General features: G+C 43.0%; 17 protein-coding genes. 12 read left to right on the forward strand and 5 right to left on the reverse strand.

Going from position 1 to position 17,883, the window contains the following annotated elements; all coding sequences use genetic code 11:
* Nucleotides 1-57 precede the first annotated feature (57 nt).
* The gene (locus B5Y67_RS00880; protein WP_088224708.1) at nt 58-1,569 is read left to right on the forward strand and encodes a PLP-dependent aminotransferase family protein; all 1,512 of its coding nucleotides are present in this window, start codon (nt 58-60) and stop codon (nt 1,567-1,569) included.
* Nucleotides 1,570-1,626: 57 nt separating this feature from the next.
* On the opposite strand, the gene B5Y67_RS00885 is transcribed toward B5Y67_RS00880, so the two are convergent.
* Nucleotides 1,627-1,995 (reverse strand): hypothetical protein, encoded by a 369-nt coding sequence (locus B5Y67_RS00885; protein ID WP_088224709.1) that lies wholly within the window; start codon nt 1,993-1,995, stop codon nt 1,627-1,629.
* Between the two features lie 565 nt (nt 1,996-2,560).
* Between B5Y67_RS00885 and B5Y67_RS00890 the strand changes: the two genes are divergently transcribed.
* The 5 genes from B5Y67_RS00890 to cbiM all read left to right on the forward strand — a co-directional run bounded on the left by B5Y67_RS00890 (nt 2,561) and on the right by cbiM (nt 6,429).
* Nucleotides 2,561-3,091: a hypothetical protein gene (locus B5Y67_RS00890; RefSeq protein WP_088224710.1), complete on the forward strand. Its 531-nt coding sequence runs from the start codon at nt 2,561-2,563 to the stop codon at nt 3,089-3,091.
* Between the two features lie 267 nt (nt 3,092-3,358).
* Entirely contained in the window at nt 3,359-3,571 is a 213-nt protein-coding gene (locus B5Y67_RS00895) for a CooT family nickel-binding protein (protein ID WP_088224711.1), read from the forward strand.
* A 48-nt stretch (nt 3,572-3,619) separates the two neighbouring features.
* Nucleotides 3,620-4,555, forward strand: a complete 936-nt coding sequence (cbiQ, locus tag B5Y67_RS00900; RefSeq protein WP_088224712.1) for a cobalt ECF transporter T component CbiQ — start codon at nt 3,620-3,622, stop codon at nt 4,553-4,555.
* A gap of 17 nt (nt 4,556-4,572) precedes the next feature.
* Entirely contained in the window at nt 4,573-5,355 is a 783-nt protein-coding gene (locus tag B5Y67_RS00905) for an ABC transporter ATP-binding protein (RefSeq protein ID WP_242975766.1), read from the forward strand.
* 48 nt (nt 5,356-5,403) lie between these two features.
* Nucleotides 5,404-6,429 carry a cobalt transporter CbiM gene (gene cbiM, locus B5Y67_RS00910; protein WP_088224714.1) on the forward strand — a complete coding sequence of 342 codons (1,026 nt, stop codon included), beginning with the start codon at nt 5,404-5,406 and terminating at the stop codon, nt 6,427-6,429.
* Nucleotides 6,430-6,433: 4 nt separating this feature from the next.
* Here cbiM and B5Y67_RS00915 read toward each other — a convergent pair whose 3' ends face one another.
* The 3 genes from B5Y67_RS00915 to B5Y67_RS00925 form a co-directional block, all read right to left on the reverse strand.
* Nucleotides 6,434-7,621, reverse strand: a complete 1,188-nt coding sequence (locus tag B5Y67_RS00915) for an MFS transporter (RefSeq protein ID WP_088224715.1) — start codon at nt 7,619-7,621, stop codon at nt 6,434-6,436.
* 45 nt (nt 7,622-7,666) lie between these two features.
* Entirely contained in the window at nt 7,667-7,978 is a 312-nt protein-coding gene (locus B5Y67_RS00920; protein ID WP_242975767.1) for a PadR family transcriptional regulator, read from the reverse strand.
* Nucleotides 7,979-8,334: 356 nt separating this feature from the next.
* Nucleotides 8,335-8,520: a ferredoxin gene (locus B5Y67_RS00925; protein WP_088224717.1), complete on the reverse strand. Its 186-nt coding sequence runs from the start codon at nt 8,518-8,520 to the stop codon at nt 8,335-8,337.
* 253 nt (nt 8,521-8,773) lie between these two features.
* Between B5Y67_RS00925 and B5Y67_RS00930 the strand changes: the two genes are divergently transcribed.
* From B5Y67_RS00930 to B5Y67_RS00945, 4 genes are all read left to right on the forward strand, one after another.
* Complete coding sequence (locus tag B5Y67_RS00930) at nt 8,774-9,349, forward strand: class I SAM-dependent methyltransferase (RefSeq protein WP_088224718.1); 576 nt, start codon at nt 8,774-8,776, stop codon at nt 9,347-9,349.
* Nucleotides 9,350-9,658: 309 nt separating this feature from the next.
* On the forward strand, nt 9,659-10,366 hold the full coding sequence (locus B5Y67_RS00935; RefSeq protein ID WP_088224719.1) for a GntR family transcriptional regulator: 708 nt from the start codon (nt 9,659-9,661) through the stop codon (nt 10,364-10,366).
* Nucleotides 10,367-10,471: 105 nt separating this feature from the next.
* Complete coding sequence (locus tag B5Y67_RS00940) at nt 10,472-11,038, forward strand: chromate transporter (RefSeq protein WP_088224720.1); 567 nt, start codon at nt 10,472-10,474, stop codon at nt 11,036-11,038.
* Nucleotides 11,022-11,576 (forward strand): chromate transporter, encoded by a 555-nt coding sequence (locus B5Y67_RS00945; RefSeq protein WP_088224721.1) that lies wholly within the window; start codon nt 11,022-11,024, stop codon nt 11,574-11,576. The genes B5Y67_RS00940 and B5Y67_RS00945 overlap by 17 nt, the downstream gene beginning before the upstream one ends.
* 126 nt (nt 11,577-11,702) lie before the next feature.
* On the opposite strand, the gene B5Y67_RS00950 is transcribed toward B5Y67_RS00945, so the two are convergent.
* Nucleotides 11,703-12,374: a uracil-DNA glycosylase gene (locus B5Y67_RS00950; RefSeq protein WP_207652381.1), complete on the reverse strand. Its 672-nt coding sequence runs from the start codon at nt 12,372-12,374 to the stop codon at nt 11,703-11,705.
* A 258-nt stretch (nt 12,375-12,632) separates the two neighbouring features.
* On the opposite strand from B5Y67_RS00950, the gene B5Y67_RS00955 reads away from it, so the two are divergent.
* Both B5Y67_RS00955 and B5Y67_RS00960 read left to right on the forward strand, forming a co-directional pair.
* Complete coding sequence (locus tag B5Y67_RS00955) at nt 12,633-13,976, forward strand: exonuclease SbcCD subunit D (protein ID WP_088224723.1); 1,344 nt, start codon at nt 12,633-12,635, stop codon at nt 13,974-13,976.
* On the forward strand, nt 13,973-17,587 hold the full coding sequence (locus tag B5Y67_RS00960; protein WP_088224724.1) for an SbcC/MukB-like Walker B domain-containing protein: 3,615 nt from the start codon (nt 13,973-13,975) through the stop codon (nt 17,585-17,587). Before B5Y67_RS00955 ends, B5Y67_RS00960 begins: the two co-directional genes overlap by 4 nt.
* Nucleotides 17,588-17,883: the final 296 nt, after the last annotated feature.

Here is a 17,883-nt window from a genome sequence, read left to right on the forward strand (position 1 = left end):
AATATCCAATTAATGATATAAGATGAAAATTGGATATAAAATAAGGAGAAAATGAAAATGGACATATCCAATCACCTAAATAGTTCAGAGCTGAATACTTCGGATAAGCGGCCGCTCTATTTGCAAATTGCCTTAGTGATTGCAGACAAAATCCAAAAGCAAATACTTCCTCCGGGTACTAAACTTCCCCCTGAGCGAGAATTAGCCGATCTTTTTGATGTAAGCCGTACAACTGCGATCAATGCCTATCGCAAGCTGGAGCAAGAGGGATTGGTCTGGACAAAAGTAGGCAGCGGGACTTATGTGGCGCAAGAAGGCGAGGGGGAGCTGGTCTCTGAAGTGCCCTGGCCCCAATTGTTTACTGCCTTTCCCCAAAACCCTTTGGCCTCAATTTTAAGGAAAATAGTTGCTGCTCCTGCTCCAGGTACTATATCTTTAGCACCAGGCATGCCTGATCCGGCCTTTTATCCTATGGATGCCTTTGCCGAGTTGTTTAACGGTAATATTGGAAGGACTCCACCTTCCGATTTTGGACATATCCCTATAGAAGGTTACGACCCCTTTAGAAAGGCAATCACCACTATGTTGAGCGAGAGGGGCATATTTGCCTCGAAGGAGAATGTAATTGCTCTCTCAGGGTCCCAAGAAGGATTATATTTGCTTAGCAAGGTTTTGTTAGAGCCCGGCGATTATGTGGTGATGGAAGTACCAACGTTTATTGGTGCTATTCAGGCTTTTCAGGCTGCAGGAGCAAAGGTTTTAAGTCTGCCCTGCACAGGAAGGTTTTCATTAGAGCTGTTGGAGGACTTTCTGATTCGCTATCGGCCAAAATTGTTATATCTTATACCTACTTATCAAAACCCGACCGGCAGGGTTTTGTCTGAACAAGAGCGTAAAGATTTAATACAACTAGCAAAACGTTATCGTCTTGTTATCGTTGAAGACGATCCCTATAGTGATTTGTTTTACGGTGAGCAGCCTCCTCGGGCTTTAAAAGTTCTGGATTCCTATGGAGGAGTCGTTTATCTGGGGACTTTTTCGAAAATTTTATTTCCTGGTTTACGTACAGGGTATCTTGTGGGTCCGCCTGTTTTAATCAACCGGCTGGCCTTGGAAAAACAGTTAGTTGACCTTCATTCAAACAATATAGCCCAATGGCTTTTGGCGATGTTTTTAAATGAAGGGAAGCTTGCTCAACATCTGACCATGGTGCGCAGGGAATATAAAAAACGCCGGGATACAATGGCTACGGCTCTCCGGCGTTTGTGTGCAAACGATATTGAATTTACTGTACCTGAGGGAGGTTTTTATTTTTGGTGCAAGTTAAAGCATGAGGCCACTTCCCATCAACTTCTACAAGAAGCTGCCAAAAATCGAATTTCTTTTGTACCTGGCCAAGCGTTCTATACAGTGCCCACTAATGATAATGAGTTTCGCCTCTGTTTTACGAGCCACAATGAAGCTGTTTTGCTTGAAAGCGTACAACGCTTGGCTAAAACCTTAGCCCAAATATCAAAAAGGAATAAAGAAAACGATGTAATGCCGAGTTCGTTATGGCCGATTATTTAATACATTAAAGCCAATAACCTAAAAATTACGGTTATTGGCTTTGGCAGCAGAATCGGCCTATTTTTTTTCTTTGAGGAATTGACGAAGAGCAGTGTCACTGACGACATAGATATCGTCGAGGAGGTAATAATGCTGAGCGCCGGCGATTAATTCCTCGGCCTCTGCCCGCCCCATTTCTGTGTAGGCAGTTAACTCATCATTTTTAATGGTGATCAGGATGAAGGTCTTCTCTGGGGAATCGTCAATATCCGAAAGCTGAGAAATCCCCTTCATGTTAAAGGCAAATAATTCATTCTCCTGAGATACTGCTTCGACCTCCTTAAAGATTTTGCCCAGATCATCAACTCCTATATCTTCGCGTATGATAAGATTTCCTTCCTTGCCAGGATAAAAGATACAATACCTGGAACGTTCTGGCTTCGGCACTTTCTTCAACACCTTTCTATGGTCCTTGAATTAATATATTATAGATCTAACTGCGGACAAACAAAATACAAAGCGATAAGATTCTTCTCAATCTATGTGACGCTGATATTGACCATTTACCTATTGATATTTTCTCATATATATGATTCACTCTTATTATAGAAAGAAGATAACTTTTTTAAAAGAAAAATTTTTAACAGATTTATTGTATTCAATCGTAAATCTTCCACTTCTACAAGTTGGAGTGGTTCCATACCTCGCTTCAGTGGGGGTAGAGTCTATCCTTTAGCGCGATCGCATTTTATGGGCTAGGCGCTTTCGTCTCCGAAGCCCCGATGTTCAGCTTTAGCTGAACGAGTTTACTTTTAAAATAAGCGTTTCGATTATTTTTATCATGATAAATATTGATTATCTTCGCATGGGAAATACATAATAACGGAATTGTGTAAAATATCACCTTTTGATGCCTCAAACTCTTTGCAGTATGGTTTAGAGTAAAGGGAGGAATTGTGGGGAGTCGTAAATGGCAAATAGCACAATTAATAAAAAAAGGAGGGACTAAGGAATGGCTCGTAAAGCTAAAATATTAGGCTCCATACTGATATGTATCTTTTTTTTGCTGGGATGCAGTACTCAGAGTTCTGAATTGGCTAAGGAAAATTCTCAGCTTAAAACCGAAATACAATCGCTAAAACAACAAGTTGATACCGCGAATAACAAAGTTAAACAGCAGGAGGAACTATACAACTTAAGAAATAATTTGGATAATAACCTTCATTTGATTTTAACATCCCTTATTAAGGGAGATTATACAACGGCGGAAAAGTACCTTGATTCCTCGATGCGCACTGAGAACCACAAATTGATTACGAAATTAAGCTCCGGTGATTACGAATTTATTATTCCGGACCGTATGATGAACCTAAGGCAAAGAGTCTATTCGAGGAATGGAAATACCTATAATGCAATCTATGAGATCTATGATGCGGGGTATACTTCGGGTAATAAATATGATGACAGGATATATACTCTAAATGTCACGTATACATTGATCAATAGCGAATGGAAATTAAGCAGTTTGATGATTGATGAATAGATTGATGAGTAATAACTGAAACTGCAATGATTAATTGGGAAAAAATGAAGAAATAATTATAAATAAAGAAGGTATTTGCCCTGAACACGGCGAATGTATCTATTAATGAGCGGAATGGCAGGCCAGAAGGCTTGCGGCTTGCGTTGCCGTAATTATTCAGCTACATTATTAATACTAACTATATTTTAATACTAAAATGAGACCATGGAGGTCTGACCCATATAGGGTCGCTCCATGGTCTTTTTTATTTAAAGAGGAGGATAAACAATGTGCGAAGCTAATGCGTACTTTAACAGTGATGGTCAAGAGGTCTTGTTTATGGAAGCGGTTGATGTTATTGAACCTTATGAAGATGGCTTAAAGTTGGTGGATATATTCGGACGACAAAAGTTTGTTAAGGCTAGGATCAAAGACATGACACTGCTTAATCACCGAATCGTCTTGGAAGAGACTGCCGGGTTTAAGCATGATTCGGACTAAGGAAAAAGAGAGAAAGCTCAGCGACATTAGCGAAGGGGGCTAACCTAAATGGAACTGCCTGACTGGTTAAGCGAAGCAAGTCCTGCGTTATGTCGCTGCGGTTGCGGTGGCAGACGGAAAGGAAACTTTATTGAGAAAACACTGCGAGACATAGTCAAGATTATTCAAGATGCGGTTTTTTCTGAGGAAATTGCCCGGCGGCCAGGATTCCTACAAAGATTGGACGCGCGAATCAAAGTGATCTCCCTGATATATCTTTTAATTATTGTTAACTTATGTGCGCACCTTTCTCTATTATGGGGCTTTTACTTAGTTTTGCTGGCTATAGCGGTGTTATCTAAACTCCCCCTGCGTCAAGTGGTGGCTAGGGTATGGCTGGTCATACCATTGTTTACAGGGATTATGGTACTGCCTTCAATCTTTAACTGGGTACGTCCCGGCGACCCGCTATGGGTTATCGCTGACTTCCCTCACCCCCTTCACCTGGGTTATTTATCGTTCCCTTCGGTTTTGGCGGTTACCAGGCAAGGATTGTGGGGAGGGATAATGCTGATCAGCAGGGTGGGAATCTCTGTTTCTTTAGCGGTGGTACTTACGCTGAGCACCCGTTGGATGGACTTTTTGCGTGCCTTACGTACCTTCTTTGTTCCCAAAATTTTTATTATGACACTTGAGATGACCTATCGTTATATTTTTGTTTTAGTAAGCGCCATGGAAGAAATGTTTCTTGCTCGAAAGGCCCGTGACGCTGGTCAATCTGCTCCTAAAGAAGAGCGGCGATTCGTAGCTTCAGCAGTGGGAGGATTGTTTGGCAAGTCGCTGCAAATGAGTGAAGAAGTCTATTGGGCCATGACTGCACGCGGTTATTCCGGAGAAATACGCCTCCTAAAAAGTGCCAGCCTATGTTGGTCAGATGTCTTAGTTTTGTCACTGGTTGTCTTAGCGGGACTTATCTTAATTGTTGCCAACAAAGTCATGGGCTGATGAAAGGAGATCTCTGTTTGGACAAGATTTTCGATATTCTTGATGTATCTTACTCATATCTGCCCGGTTATCCCGTGCTTTCTGGGATTTCCTTAAGTATTAAGGAAGGTGAAGGTTTAGTAATTTTGGGGGCCAATGGAAGTGGTAAATCTACCTTGCTCAAAATGCTTTGTGGCCTTATCCATCCTGAGGAAGGTCAAATTTTGGCCTTTGGAAAGGAGCTGACCGAAGACGCCTTGCGTGATCCTAAGTTCTTGCAGGATTTTAGACAAAAGGTAGGTTTTGTATTTCAAAACTCGGACGCTCAGCTCTTTTCAGCCACTGTGCGGGATGAACTGGCTTTTGCTCCCTTGCAGGCCGGGTTATCTAAAGAAACTGTAGAAGAAAGAGTTGCAGACATTGCTCAATTGGTTGGTATTGGTAATCTCTTAGACCGGGCTCCTTATAAACTGAGTGGAGGTGAAAAGAAAAAGGTTGCTCTGGCCTGTGTTCTCACGGTTAATCCGGAGGTATTATTTCTGGATGAACCGACGAACGGCCTTGACCCTCGCACCCAATTCTGGCTGGTTGAGTTCCTTCAGGCGCTGCAAGCAGCCGGCAAGACGGTCATTATGGCAACCCATGATCTATCAATTGTTGAAGAATTAGCCCAGCGTGTCATTATTTTTCGAGAGGATCACACAATTGCTGCGGATGGTGCGCCGCTTCAAGTGCTCTCGAATCGTCAACTATTGCTGGAGGTAAACTTGATCCATGAACGGTCTCATTTTCATTTGGGTGGCAGTCGGCAGCATGGTTAATGTTGAGAGGAAAGAACACCTGACTTAATCGTGGGAGGAGGAATTTTTATGCATATTCCGGATGGATATTTAAGTCCGCAAACCGATGCCCTTTTAGGTATTGCCAGTGTGATTGCTGCGGCAGGGGCGGCCTATAAAACGGCTCATACTCTGCGCGCCAAATATATTCCCATGCTTTCGATCGGAGCGGCTTTCTCGTTTACAATTATGATGTTTAATATTCCCATTCCTGATGGGACAACGGCCCATGCAGTCGGAGGGAGTCTCTTGGCGATTCTGCTTGGTCCTTGGGCCGCAATGATCAGTATTTCAATTGCGTTAATTATTCAAGCTCTCTTTTTCGGAGACGGCGGAATTTTGGCTTTAGGGGCCAATGTCGTAAATATGGCTGTTGTGCTGCCCTTTGTCAGCTATGGTATTTACCGGCTTGTTGCGGGAAAAAGCGTTGTTTCATCGAAGCGCCATTGGATTGGAGCGGCCATAGCAGGGTATGTCGGTCTATCAGCTGCAGCTCTTTGCGCCGGGATCGAATTTGGTTTACAGCCCTTGCTCTTTCATACTGCCAATGGCACTCCGCTGTATAGTCCCTATGGTTTGAACATTGCTGTACCGGCCATGCTTTTTGCTCATTTAACGATCGCAGGTCCGGTTGAAGGATTGGTTGGTGCCTTGGTCGTTACATACTTACAACGTACCAATCCGGCAATGCTCCAACTAAAGTCGAATACGGAAAAATCGGCCGGCAGTTTCCGGTATAGAACATTGATTATCGGGTTACTGGTTCTGGCAGTACTCTCTCCTTTAGGATTATTGGCTTCTGGGACTGCTTGGGGTGAATGGGGCGGTGAAGAATTGCAAGCCAAGTTTGGTTTTATTCCCAACGGTTTGCAAAAATTTGGAGATTTCTGGCATCATGCCTTTCTGAAAGACTATGGCATTTCGGGCTACGACCACACCTTTTGGCAACAAGCTCTTGGTTATCTTCTTTCGGCGTTTTTCGGCTTGTTGGTCATTGGCATGATTGCTTTAATCGTTCAGCGTTTCCTGGGCAGGTCTCAGGGACGGACAAGTTAGTGATCTAGCGTGCCGCGATGCGTTTCATACGGGCTGCAGGATGACTTTTCATAAAGAAGCCAAAAAGACCGGCCAGAATGGGAAGCAGAAAAATAACGGTAACAGCTGATGTTAGTCCCCATGTATCACCAATACGACCGATAAGTATGACGGCAAGGCCGCCTAATCCTCCGGCAAATCCCATGGTTAGTCCTGCGGCCAGGGCCTTGTTTTCCGGGATTGCTTCCTGAGCAGCTACAACTGTTACTGAAAAGCTAGACAATAACGCCGCTCCGGCAAGCCCCAAAAAGATTGTGCTTAACGTGCCTTGAGTGTAGAGAAAGCCAAAGAATAAAGGAGTTGAAAGGACCAGGGAACCAACAATCAGAGGTTTTCGTCCGTAATAATCGGAAATGAATCCGCCGATAACACCGCCGACTGCTCCGCAAGCAAGCATAATAGTTACGAGTTGACTTCCGGCAATATTTGATAGATGTTGAGCTTTAAAATACAAGGGGAGGATCGTTAACATTCCTGTATAGGCCAGAGATCGAATTGCGATGACGGCAATAATAGCCGCAAGTTCCGGAGCCGCTGACTTAAGAGAGCGTAAAACGACAGAAAGCGGAGTATTTGAGCCGACTAGAACATTGTTTTTGGGTGCATAGAGCAGAAGCAAAATGGCCACGAGAATACCGGGAATCACAGTTACAAGGGTGGCGTGTAAACCATAGGTTTGAAATAAGGGAACCAGGAGGAGCGGACTTAAGGCAAAACCGAAATTCCCGAAGGCCACAAAACCAGACAGCAGAACCGCTTTGCGATCGCCGCTTAAAACATTGACCATCGTAGATGCCTGGGGATGAAAAGCCGCTGTGCCAAGCCCGGCCAGGGCCGCAAGAATAACAAGCAGCAAGTAATTCTGGACTATTCCGGTTAAACTAAGCATGATTCCCATCCAGAGAGTTCCAACATAGACCAGCCAACGTTTTCCTTGACGATCAAGAAAATATCCGAAAAGCGGCTGAACTAAAGATGAGGTGATCGTGAAGGCTGAGACTAAAATGGCTGCCCGTGTAGCTGAAAAATCGGGCCTAAGAGCCACTAGAAAAGGGAGCATTTGGGGAAGATAGTTGCTGTATAAATCATTTAGCATATGAGCTAAAGAAAGTACGCCGATTTTGGAATACTGGATTCTTTGATTCTCACTCATGGAAAGACTCCTCTCAAAATAGCTGTACATTTATTGGCGGATAAGTTATTTTTCATTACGATCTTGGTTATGATCTTCGTAGTGCGATAGAAAGAATTCAAAATTGGCAAGTCGTTTACGAATGTCTTCGGCTTGTTCTCTCAGCTCCTGGTTTCCCTTAGACGTAATAGTGTACCATTTTCGAGGTGGACCGCTCTCAGTTATTTCCCAATAAGTTTCGAGGGAACCGTTTCTCTCCATGTCCTGCAGGCTGCGGTAAACATTTGAGCTATCACTAAAACAAAAAGGAAGCTCTTTCTGTAATCTTGCTAAGAGTAACGCCCCATAGCTAGGTCCTTCAGTTAAGAAGAGAAGCAAAAAGGCTGGAGTATGTCGTCCGTGTTTAATCGTTATTCACCCCGTTTCTCTGAATTTTACGCATTTAGCAGAAACACTTTAATAGGAAATTTGGAATTAGAGTAAATGTTAGACTGTTATATTCAGTATACTGTTTTAAACAGTATACTGAATATAATGTAACCATATGATGTTAAATAGTCAAGTCTAAATATTTGATTCAATCCCACCGAAGCCCTAATGTTCAGCTTTAGCTGAACGAGCTCACTGGCTTAATAACAACTGATTATCCAGTTGGTGGGCGAGTCTTGGAACGCGAAAGTGTTCAGATATGGGAACTAAAATTTAAGCCTCCGGCCAAACCGGGGGCTTTGACATTATTCTAAAGTAATTGCTTCCACAGGACAGCTGTTCAGAGCGTCTTTAGCCAATTTTTCAATTTCTTGGGGAACAGGATTCAAATAGGCTTCGGCAATCCCGAAACTGTTCATCCTGAAAACCTGTGGGCAAATCGACTCGCAGGAAGCGCATCCAATGCAATCAGAATTTACAGAAGCATACATAGCGTTGCCTCCTTTCAGTAGTCTAATCGGACTGACTTATCATTTTAACTAAGAATACTTGGGAATCCCTTCTTAGTCAATCATAGATTTTAGCTTAAGGCGGCTGTAAAAGATAAGGCTGATTTGAGTTTTTGTCTGGACAGGATAAGAGGTTCTTGAACCGAAGTTGAACTTGCTGAGGAAAATGGTTATAATCAATCCAATATTCCAACATTTTATAAAGGGCTATTTTTAAGACTAAGGAGAAAAAACCATGGCACATAAATTTAATCCGGCAAACAAAAGAAAGCTTGATGACCAGTGGCGTCGACAGAATCTCCCTCCAAAACTTACATTAGAAAAACTAGGTCTTAATTCTGATGATACTCTTGCTGATATCGGGTGTGGGATAGGATATTTTACTATTCCAGCGGCCAAAGTGATCAAATCAGCACATAAAGTTTTTGCATTGGACATTTCAGAAGAAATGTTGACTGAGGTAAAAAAAAGAGCAGATGCCGCCGGTATATCAAATATCGTCTCAGTCAAGACCGAAGAATACGACTTAAAGCTTCCTGATCAATCTGTAAGTTTTGTACTTTTAGTCAATGTCCTTCACGAAATTGACAACCAAGGAAGATTTCTCGGCGAGGTGTATCGCATATTAAAAACTGATGGTAAAATAGCCTTAATTGATTGGGAGAAGAAAACAACGGAAATGGGCCCTCCCTTAGATCATCGGATAAGCAGTCAAGATGCTAAAGGTTTGCTGCAACCAGCAAGCTTTGAGCTCTTAAAAGAAATGTCATTCGCTGAAACATTTTATGGTTTAGTAGCTATCAAGAAGTGAACTCATTCAGCAAATGCTGAACATCGAGCTTCGGTAACGAGAGTGTCCTGTGGACACTTTCGCCGAAAGCGCCTAGCCCATAACAAATTCTAGCGGGCTGAAGGATGGACTCTGCCCCCGCCGAAGATGGTACGAGATACCATTACTCCATTTTAGAATTTGGAGCCTTGTGATTGGACAAAAGTCTTATACCGTAGTGGATAGAGCCGATTTTTTTGGGATACGGTATACCATTTTTCTCTTGCCTTTTAATGTATAATAGACTTATAATGAATTTCAGATGAAGATTTATTCTAAGGGGATAAAGCAATGGACTATCGATTTCCACCCATTAAATTTAATGATATGGGCAATATCCGTGATTCAGTGTTTTCCATTCTGAGGAATGCCATCCTTGAGAAGAAACTAGAACCAGGGGAGAGACTTGTGGAGCGGAACATTGCCGAACAACTGGGAGTTAGCAGAACCCCTGTGCGCGAAGCAATCCGTAAGCTTGAATTAGAAAAGTTAGTCACTCATATTCCACGGAAAGGAGTTGTAGTTTCCGAATTTACGAAGGCCGATATTATTGAAATTTTACTTATCAGAGCCTCTTTAGAAGCGTTGATGGGCAGTATCGCAGCGACAAAAATCAAGCCCAAAGAGGTAGAGCGTTTAGCAATGCTTGCTCAGCAGATTTCCGATGAACAAAGGAAGGGAAACATTCAAAAATCGAATCAATTAAATGATACTTTCCACGAAATCGTCTATCGAGCCGCAGAGAGTCCGAGATTATACAACTTATTTAGTACGTTTAAAGAATATATAACAAAATTTACCCAAGTTGCCTACTCTAAACCGGGGCGTCCGGAAGAAGTGTGGCAGGAGCACAATGAAATCATAGAAGCATTACGTTATCATGATAGTTCGAGAGCTGAAATTGCGGCAAAGCGTCATGTGCAAAATTCCAATAAGGCTTTTCTCGAGATGGCCTTTAAGGAAGACCACGAATCAAATATAACGATAAATTCCTTTTGAATTATTTTGGTATAACCGTATACCAAAATATTGAGATAAAAAATAGGGTATGCTTGTATAAGCAATTATATTCTAAGGAAAAATTCAAAGGGCAGGAGAGATAGTATGGGAATATATTTAGAGATGTTTATTACCTTCTTTAAAATAGGCTGTCTGGCTTTTGGCGGGGGCTATGCTGTCATTGCCATATTACAAAAAGAAGTAGTTGAATTAAAACAATGGGTTACCAATGATGAATTGACTGATATCATGGCTATTTCGCAAACTTTACCTGGGATTATTTTCGTCAATTCAGCGACGATGATTGGCTATCGAAAGAAAGGCCTTCTAGGAGCAACTGTTGCCACAATCACGTCCTGTCTGCCAACCTTCTTGCTGATTTTGCTTCTGACTTTTGTAATTTGGGGATTTACCGATAATCCTATTGTTCATAAGGCCTTTATAGGGATTCTTCTGGGTGTTACTGCTTTAATCCTCAATTCCGTTAAGAAAACCTGGAAAACAGCGGTTAAACATTATTCTGATGTAATCTTAGCACTTCTCTCTGCTGCCCTAATGCTCTTTACGAATATTAACGTTGTTCTTGTTCTTTTACTTCTTGCGGCACTGGGCTTTGCCAAGAATATTTACTTTTTAAAGAAGGAGGAAAAGCAACATGTCAACGTTCATTGATTTGTTTCTTGTGTTTCTAAAAATTGGGGCAATTAGCTTTGGCGGCGGCTACGCCATGATTCCTTTCTTTGAAACAGAAATGGTGTCTCATAATTGGGTATCATTAGCTGATTATGTAAAAGTTATCGCCATTGCTCAGGTCGTACCGGGACCTTTTGCCGTAGATTCGTCGTCTTATATCGGTTTTAAAGTTGCTGGAATCGTCGGTGCCATAATTGCTACCATAGCTCTTTGTATTCCTTCGTTTGTTGCCTCGGTTATTATTACTAAATTTTATACTCAGTTTAAAGCGAATAAGTACGTAAACGCTCTTTTGAAGGGAGTTCGACCTGCTGTTCTTGGTCTCCTTCTCAGTGCAGCTTACATTATTGGTCTTAAGCCATTATACCAAGCTACCCATACTTTCATGTCCTTAACAATGCTCAAAGCCGTTATCATGGCGGTAGCCGGATATTTTGTACTCAACCAGAAAAAGGTTAAAGTGGGGACCTTCACATTTATTGCTGCCACAGCAGTGGTTGGTATTTTATTATTTTAAGTTCCAATAAGCAAAACATTGAATTTATTTCATTAAAAAACGTGCGATTCAATCTTCGCACGTTTTTTTGTAGGTATCTGATAACACTGTGTCAACTATTTACGTCTGAGAAAATGCTTAAGGGGATCAATCAATTTGCCAGTCAATCGGTTCTCGGCCTTGGGAGACCAGGAACTTATTAGCTCGCGAAAAGGGCTTACTGCCAAAGAAGCCTCTGCTTGCTGATAAAGGGCTGGGATGAGCAGATTCGATGATTAAGTGACGGGGATTCGTTATTAGTCTTTTCTTGGACCGGGCATTGTTACCCCAGAGGATAAAAACCACAGGGTCCGTCTTTTCGTTAACTAAAGAAATAATTCGGTCAGTGAATATCTCCCAACCTTTATTTTGATGCGAATTAGGTTTCCCTTCTTCTACGGTAAGCGCCGTATTAAGAAGCAGAACTCCTTGCTCTGCCCACTTCTTGAGCGAGCCATGATGAGGCATGGTGCATCCGAGGTCTGTTTGGAGCTCGGTAAAAATGTTTTGCAGAGATTTGGGGAAAGGGACCCCAACATTTACAGAAAAGCTAAGCCCCATTCCTTGTCCGACATTGGGATAAGGGTCCTGCCCTAAAATCACGACCTTCGTGTTTTTATAAGAGGTGTAGACTAAAGCGTTAAATACGTCCTCCTTTTTGGGAAAAACCCGTTTTGTGCGATATTCGTTTTTGACCCATTCCAGTAACTTAAGATAGTAATCTTTTTGTATCTCATCCTCAAGGAGTCGTTTCCAATCTGCTTGAACTGCCATAATGATGCCCCTCTCTTCTTCTCTTACCCTTAGCTGCGTAGTTATTACTGATTATATTTTGCTATAATTTTAGGGCTCTATCAATGATAATATCTAAAAAAGAAAGGCGGCAATTCATACCCCACCTAAAGAGGTGGGAGACTTCTTGCCTCACGAGGTTAAAAAAATATTTATAAATCGTTTAGGCAGCCTTTTGTCTGGGACATGATTTATAATAGGAATTGGAACCTAAAACGTTAAATATTAAAGGGGTGGATTCCATCCATGAGAATTTTGCATACCTCAGATTGGCATCTCGGACGAATGCTTGAAGGACGCAGCAGAATCGAGGAACAAATCAAGTTTATCGATGAACTTTGCCAAATCGTTGAAGACGAGAGAGTTGATCTTGTTCTGATTGCAGGAGATATTTTTGATACAGTGAACCCTCCGGCAATTGCCGAAGAGCTGTTTTATGATGCCTTAAATCGTTTAACATCAGGGGGAAGGCGAGGGGTCGTCGCAATTGCCGGTAATCATGACAACCCGGAACGGCTCTGTGCGGCGAGTCCTTTGGCAGGGCGGCAGGGGATAACTTTATATGGCTTTCCTAAAGATGTTTTGCAGCCGAGTTTTTCTGGGCATTCTAATAATAACAAAGTAGTACGAAGGGCAGCAGGCCAAGGATGGGTTGAGTTACATCTGCCTGAGTGCTCGGACCCCGTAGTATTAGCCCTTCTTCCCTATCCCTCAGAATCACGGCTCAATGAAGTTTTAAATTCCAGCCTTGACGAGGAAACTCTGAGGCAGGATTATTCAAAACGTGTCCAAGAATTATTAGCTTTGTTCAGTAAACCTTTTCGACCTGATACTGTGAACTTGGCTATGAGTCATCTCTTTGTACGCGGAGGGATGCAATCAGAATCTGAGCGTCCCATTCAACTTGGCAGTGCACCGACCGTTGAAGCAGAGGCAATGCCTGGATGTGCTCAATATGTGGCCTTAGGTCATTTACACCGGGCTCAAGTTGTCAAAGGGTCACCGGTTCCGACTCGATATTCCGGGTCACCCCTGGCTTACAGTTTTTCCGAAACCGGGTATGCCAAATCTGTTATTTTAATTGAAGGGTTTCCGGGGCAGCCGGTGGCAACTCGGGAGATTTTCCTTAGTTCGGGTTACCCCCTGGTAAAATGGAAAGCTAAAGAAGGTTTAGCTCAAGTACAGCAGTGGATTGATGAAGGGAAAGATGAGCAAGCATGGATCGATTTAGAGGTCCATGTAACGAATGTCCTCAATTCTCAGGATATTCACGGCTTGCGCCGTCAGAGAGAACGTCTTATTAATATTCGGCCGGTCTTTCCGGAAATGGAGCAGATAACCTTGGAGGCTCGTTCCAAGTTGCCTCTTGATGAACTTTTTCGCAGGTTCTATCAGGAAAAAACAGGTGGGGCTGAGCCGGATCAAGAGTTAGTCTCTATGTTTTTAACATTGATTGATGCTGATAAGAACGAAGATAAAGGGAGCTGTTCCAAAGATCAGAACATCGAGGAACGGGTGGGCTACGAAATTTCTTTACGAGGCAGTACAGTGAAAGCGATGACCGACAGGGAGGGGGCAGAGACTGCATGAAACCGATCTGTTTAAGGATTGCCGGTTTAAATAGTTTTCGTGAGGTTCAGGAGATCAATTTTACCAAACTTTGTGAGACGGGAGTATTCGGGATTTTTGGGTCGACCGGGAGTGGAAAATCTACAATTCTCGATGCTATGACCCTAGCCCTATATGGTACTGTGGAAAGAGCCGCCAATAATACCCAAGGGATACTTAATCAAGGGGAAGATAAACTCACGGTAGAATATACCTTTTCTTTAGCAGCAGGAAATCGAAGGATCACATACCGGGCAGAACGCGCTTATCGGCGTTCAGGAGATCGTACTGTTAAAGCCTCAACATGTCGGTTCGTAGAAATTCAAGGGGATACGGAATTAGTTCTGGCCTCTAAAGCCGATGAGATGACTAAAAAAGTTGAAGAAGTGTTAGGTCTAACGGTTGAAGATTTTACCCGGGCAGTCGTGTTGCCTCAAGGCAAATTTGCTGAATTTTTAACGATAAAACCGAAAGACCGACGTTTAATGTTGGAACGATTGTTTTCCCTTGAAGCCTATGGACGAAATCTTACGGCCCGTCTTTCGGAACAAGCTGATAGTACCCGCTTCCATCTTAATGGTGTTGAGCAGCGGCTTCAAGGCTTGGGGGATGCCTCAGCAGAACAGGTTGCTATGGCTGAAAAGGAGTTTGAAACCGCGAGAATTGCCTCGGAGCAATCCCTTGGCTGCTTAGAGCGTATCAAGCAAGAGTTTGAACAGGCAAAAGAACTGTGGGGGCTGCAAGAACAATTACGTCAAGTTCAAGAACGGGAATCTCGTCGTTCGGCTGTTAAACCTGAAATGGACAAGCTTTCGGAAAAGCTCGCCTTGGCAGAACGGGCGGAGACATTACGGCCCATTTTAGAAGATTTGGGCCTGGCAGAAAAAAGGCTGAAAGAAGCCCAGGGCGATGAAGAAAAAGCAAGAAAAAGACTTGCAGAAGCAAGATTGAAAAAAGAACAGGCAGAGCAGCTTTGGCTGGAGATCAATCATCAGCGATTGGAGAAGGAGCCGTTCTTTCTTCGCCAATTAGAACAACTAGAACAGGCGAAACGTCTGGAAGCAGAGATTCATAATCGCAGTCTGAAGTTATCTCAGACAAGGCAGCAGTATAGCGATCTTGATCGAAAGCGTAAAGGATTGGAACAAGGATTTCAAGAGGCTGTGGAAAAGAAAAGAGCCCTTGAAAAGCGGTTACAAGAGGGAAGGAGCAGGCTGAGTCAAATAACGGTTGACCCTGCACAGCGGGCAAAAGTCAATGCTTCAGTCCAAGCCTTAGAAGCTTATGAAATTGTCTCTAAACAAGTGAGCGATTTGCAAAGTGACTTTGCCGAAAATACGACGGAAATAAAGTCTGTAAAAACCCAGGAAGCTAATTTGGCTCTGGAAGTTAAAACGGCTCGGGAAGTCGTTACAGGACTTAAAGAAACTCTGACGATGAAAGCCGAACACCCTCCCATTCGAGAAGAGATGCTAAGCAGGCAAGCTCAAGACCTGGAACGCAGCCGCCATGGAATTATAAATGTCGGACGGGCTGAAGTGGAGAGACAAGAAGCCGAAGGACGTTTACAAGCGATCTCTTTGGAGTGCCAAAGAGCCGGTGATGATTTAAATGGTTATGAACAGGAACAAAAACTGTTAGACGAAGAAATTAGCCGCCTGAAAGAATCTGTGGAGGCTAAAAAGACCTATGTTAAAGAACTGGAGCAGAACTATCGGGCTAAAATACTTGCTGAGTTCTTAGCGGAAGGAGAGCCTTGCCCTGTTTGCGGTTCCCTTGATCATCCTTCCCCAGCTCTTAAAGTTCAGGATGTGATTATGGAAGAGGCCAATAAGGATCTTGAGGAAATCGGTAAACAATTGCATGCCCTCGAGAAACTGGAGGCCGAGAAGGCGACAAGACTTGCAGTAGCACGAGCTCAGTTGACTAGCAAACAAGATTTCGAAAAAAATCAGTCCCAGCTTTTAGCAGATAAATTAACTGAGGTGAAAAATTATCGCGAGGAGCTATCATTAGCTGATAAAAACCTGACTGTAGAAGAATTAAACCGATTGTTACAGAAACAGGAAGAGAATTTAGAGGTTCAGCGACAGTGTTTGAAAGATTGGAATCGAGAACAAGAGCAGCTTACGCATCAGTTAGAGAGTGCTCAGCATAATCTGGACAGTGTTGAAGAAGCATGGCATAAGCTTCAAGCTAGGATCGCTGCGGTTACGGGTATGGGTTCAGAGATTCAAAATAGGCTCAGTTATTTTTTACAAGAACAGACTAAGCGGCAAAAGGACTTAGACCTTTTGCGAGAAAATATCCCCGCTTCGGAGATCCGATTATTGCAGGACCAATATTCTCGTTGGGATCAAGTCACCAAAAATTTAAGCCAAGAGTTAACACAAGTTGAAACAGAACTGGGAAAAATAAATGTGGATCAGGATAAACTTCTCGGTGAAAAGACAGCTTGTGAGCTTGACCTGCAGAATCTTAGAACCTTAGGAAGTGAAGCTGTTCGAACCTTGGAAGAACTAAAACTTCAGTGTGATGCTATTACAGGAGGAAAACCGGCACAAGAGCGGTTAGAGATGGTTAAGGAGGAGTTAACTCAAGTTGTCACTGCTGAAGAACAACTTAAGAAGGACTATGAACAAGGGAAAGAGGCTTGGCTGCAATCAGAACAAACTTGTGCAGTAAGCGGGAAGTCATTGGAGCTAGCCCATGAGGCAACAGCGTCAATTCAACTTAAATTAAAGCAGTCTCTTATAACGTCGCAATTTTTGTCAGTCGAAGCAGTTCAAAGTGCCCTTTGTGAACTCTCAGACAGAAGGAACATGGAACAGAGTGTTTCAGAGTTTCATCAGGAGGGATTGCTTCTTGAACAAAAGCGAGAAGATCTTGAAAAGCGTCTACAGGGACGAGGTCTTACATCTGAGGAATGGTTAGCTTGGCCGGCAGTGTTAAAAGAGGCAGAGAAAGTGCATACGGAAGCTGTTGAAAAGCGCGGTGCCAGTCTGCAGAAACTAAATAAGCTCAAAGAAGAACACGAAGAATGGCTGCGCTTAGAAGGCGAACGCCAAGCTTTGGCTCATCGTCTCAATTTGCTTAAAATCCTGCAGAATGTTTTCAAAGGAAATGGCTTTATTGAGTTCCTCGCTCAGGAGCAGCTGGCAAATGTCTCCCGGGATGCTTCAGAACGCTTGAAACAACTGACCAATCAGCGCTACGCTCTGGAAGTTGATACTGAGGGAGGATTTGTAATGAGGGACGATGCCAATGGGGGAGTACGCCGCCCTGTAAGCAGCCTTTCTGGCGGGGAAACCTTTCTTACCGCCCTTGCCCTGGCCTTAGCCTTATCTACGCAGATTCAACTGCGCGGAGAATCTCCCCTGGAATTCTTCTTTTTGGACGAAGGCTTTGGAACCCTTGATCCCCATTTGCTGGAAACAGTAATGAATACCCTGGAAAAACTGCGTTTTCAAAACATAGCTATTGGGATTATCAGCCATGTTCCGGAATTAAGGAATCGACTGGCAAGGCGTTTGCTTGTTTCACCCGCTGAGGCTGGCGGAGCCGGGAGCAAGGTCAAATTAGAGATAGAGTAACAGAATTGCTTTTTCATTTTACAAATCCATTGAATTATCCAGTATTTAATGCTTGACTATAATTTAAAGAAGTCATACTATTCAAAGTAAGAAGATATTTTGAAACAAGGTTTCTCAATAATCGAAGTTGTTTCGAGATGTAGTCATAATTACAAATCTTTATCCAATCATAAGACTTCCACTTTTATAAGTGGGAGTGGTACCCCGTACACAAGTTCACTTAGTACGTGAGTATGTTGGTTCTTTGAAAATGTAATGTTTCGGAACCAAGAAATGGTATCCCCTAATGGGTGATA

Origin of the sequence: Desulfosporosinus sp. FKB (genome assembly GCF_002196705.1) — a bacterium.
In the GTDB taxonomy this organism is placed as follows: Bacteria; Bacillota; Desulfitobacteriia; order Desulfitobacteriales; family Desulfitobacteriaceae; genus Desulfosporosinus.

What these genes read in the sequence shown, in the direction of transcription:
- B5Y67_RS00955 (WP_088224723.1), top strand. Translation starts at nt 12,633, where the DNA reads ATGAGAATTTTGCATACCTCAGATTGGCATCTCGGACGAATGCTTGAA.
- B5Y67_RS00915 (WP_088224715.1), bottom strand. Translation starts at nt 7,621, where the DNA reads ATGAGTGAGAATCAAAGAATCCAGTATTCCAAAATCGGCGTACTTTCT.
- B5Y67_RS00935 (WP_088224719.1), top strand. Translation starts at nt 9,659, where the DNA reads ATGGACTATCGATTTCCACCCATTAAATTTAATGATATGGGCAATATC.
- B5Y67_RS00930 (WP_088224718.1), top strand. Translation starts at nt 8,774, where the DNA reads ATGGCACATAAATTTAATCCGGCAAACAAAAGAAAGCTTGATGACCAG.
- B5Y67_RS00890 (WP_088224710.1), top strand. Translation starts at nt 2,561, where the DNA reads ATGGCTCGTAAAGCTAAAATATTAGGCTCCATACTGATATGTATCTTT.
- B5Y67_RS00895 (WP_088224711.1), top strand. Translation starts at nt 3,359, where the DNA reads ATGTGCGAAGCTAATGCGTACTTTAACAGTGATGGTCAAGAGGTCTTG.
- B5Y67_RS00880 (WP_088224708.1), top strand. Translation starts at nt 58, where the DNA reads ATGGACATATCCAATCACCTAAATAGTTCAGAGCTGAATACTTCGGAT.
- B5Y67_RS00940 (WP_088224720.1), top strand. Translation starts at nt 10,472, where the DNA reads ATGGGAATATATTTAGAGATGTTTATTACCTTCTTTAAAATAGGCTGT.
- B5Y67_RS00945 (WP_088224721.1), top strand. Translation starts at nt 11,022, where the DNA reads ATGTCAACGTTCATTGATTTGTTTCTTGTGTTTCTAAAAATTGGGGCA.
- cbiM (WP_088224714.1), top strand. Translation starts at nt 5,404, where the DNA reads ATGCATATTCCGGATGGATATTTAAGTCCGCAAACCGATGCCCTTTTA.
- cbiQ (WP_088224712.1), top strand. Translation starts at nt 3,620, where the DNA reads ATGGAACTGCCTGACTGGTTAAGCGAAGCAAGTCCTGCGTTATGTCGC.
- B5Y67_RS00960 (WP_088224724.1), top strand. Translation starts at nt 13,973, where the DNA reads ATGAAACCGATCTGTTTAAGGATTGCCGGTTTAAATAGTTTTCGTGAG.
- B5Y67_RS00925 (WP_088224717.1), bottom strand. Translation starts at nt 8,520, where the DNA reads ATGTATGCTTCTGTAAATTCTGATTGCATTGGATGCGCTTCCTGCGAG.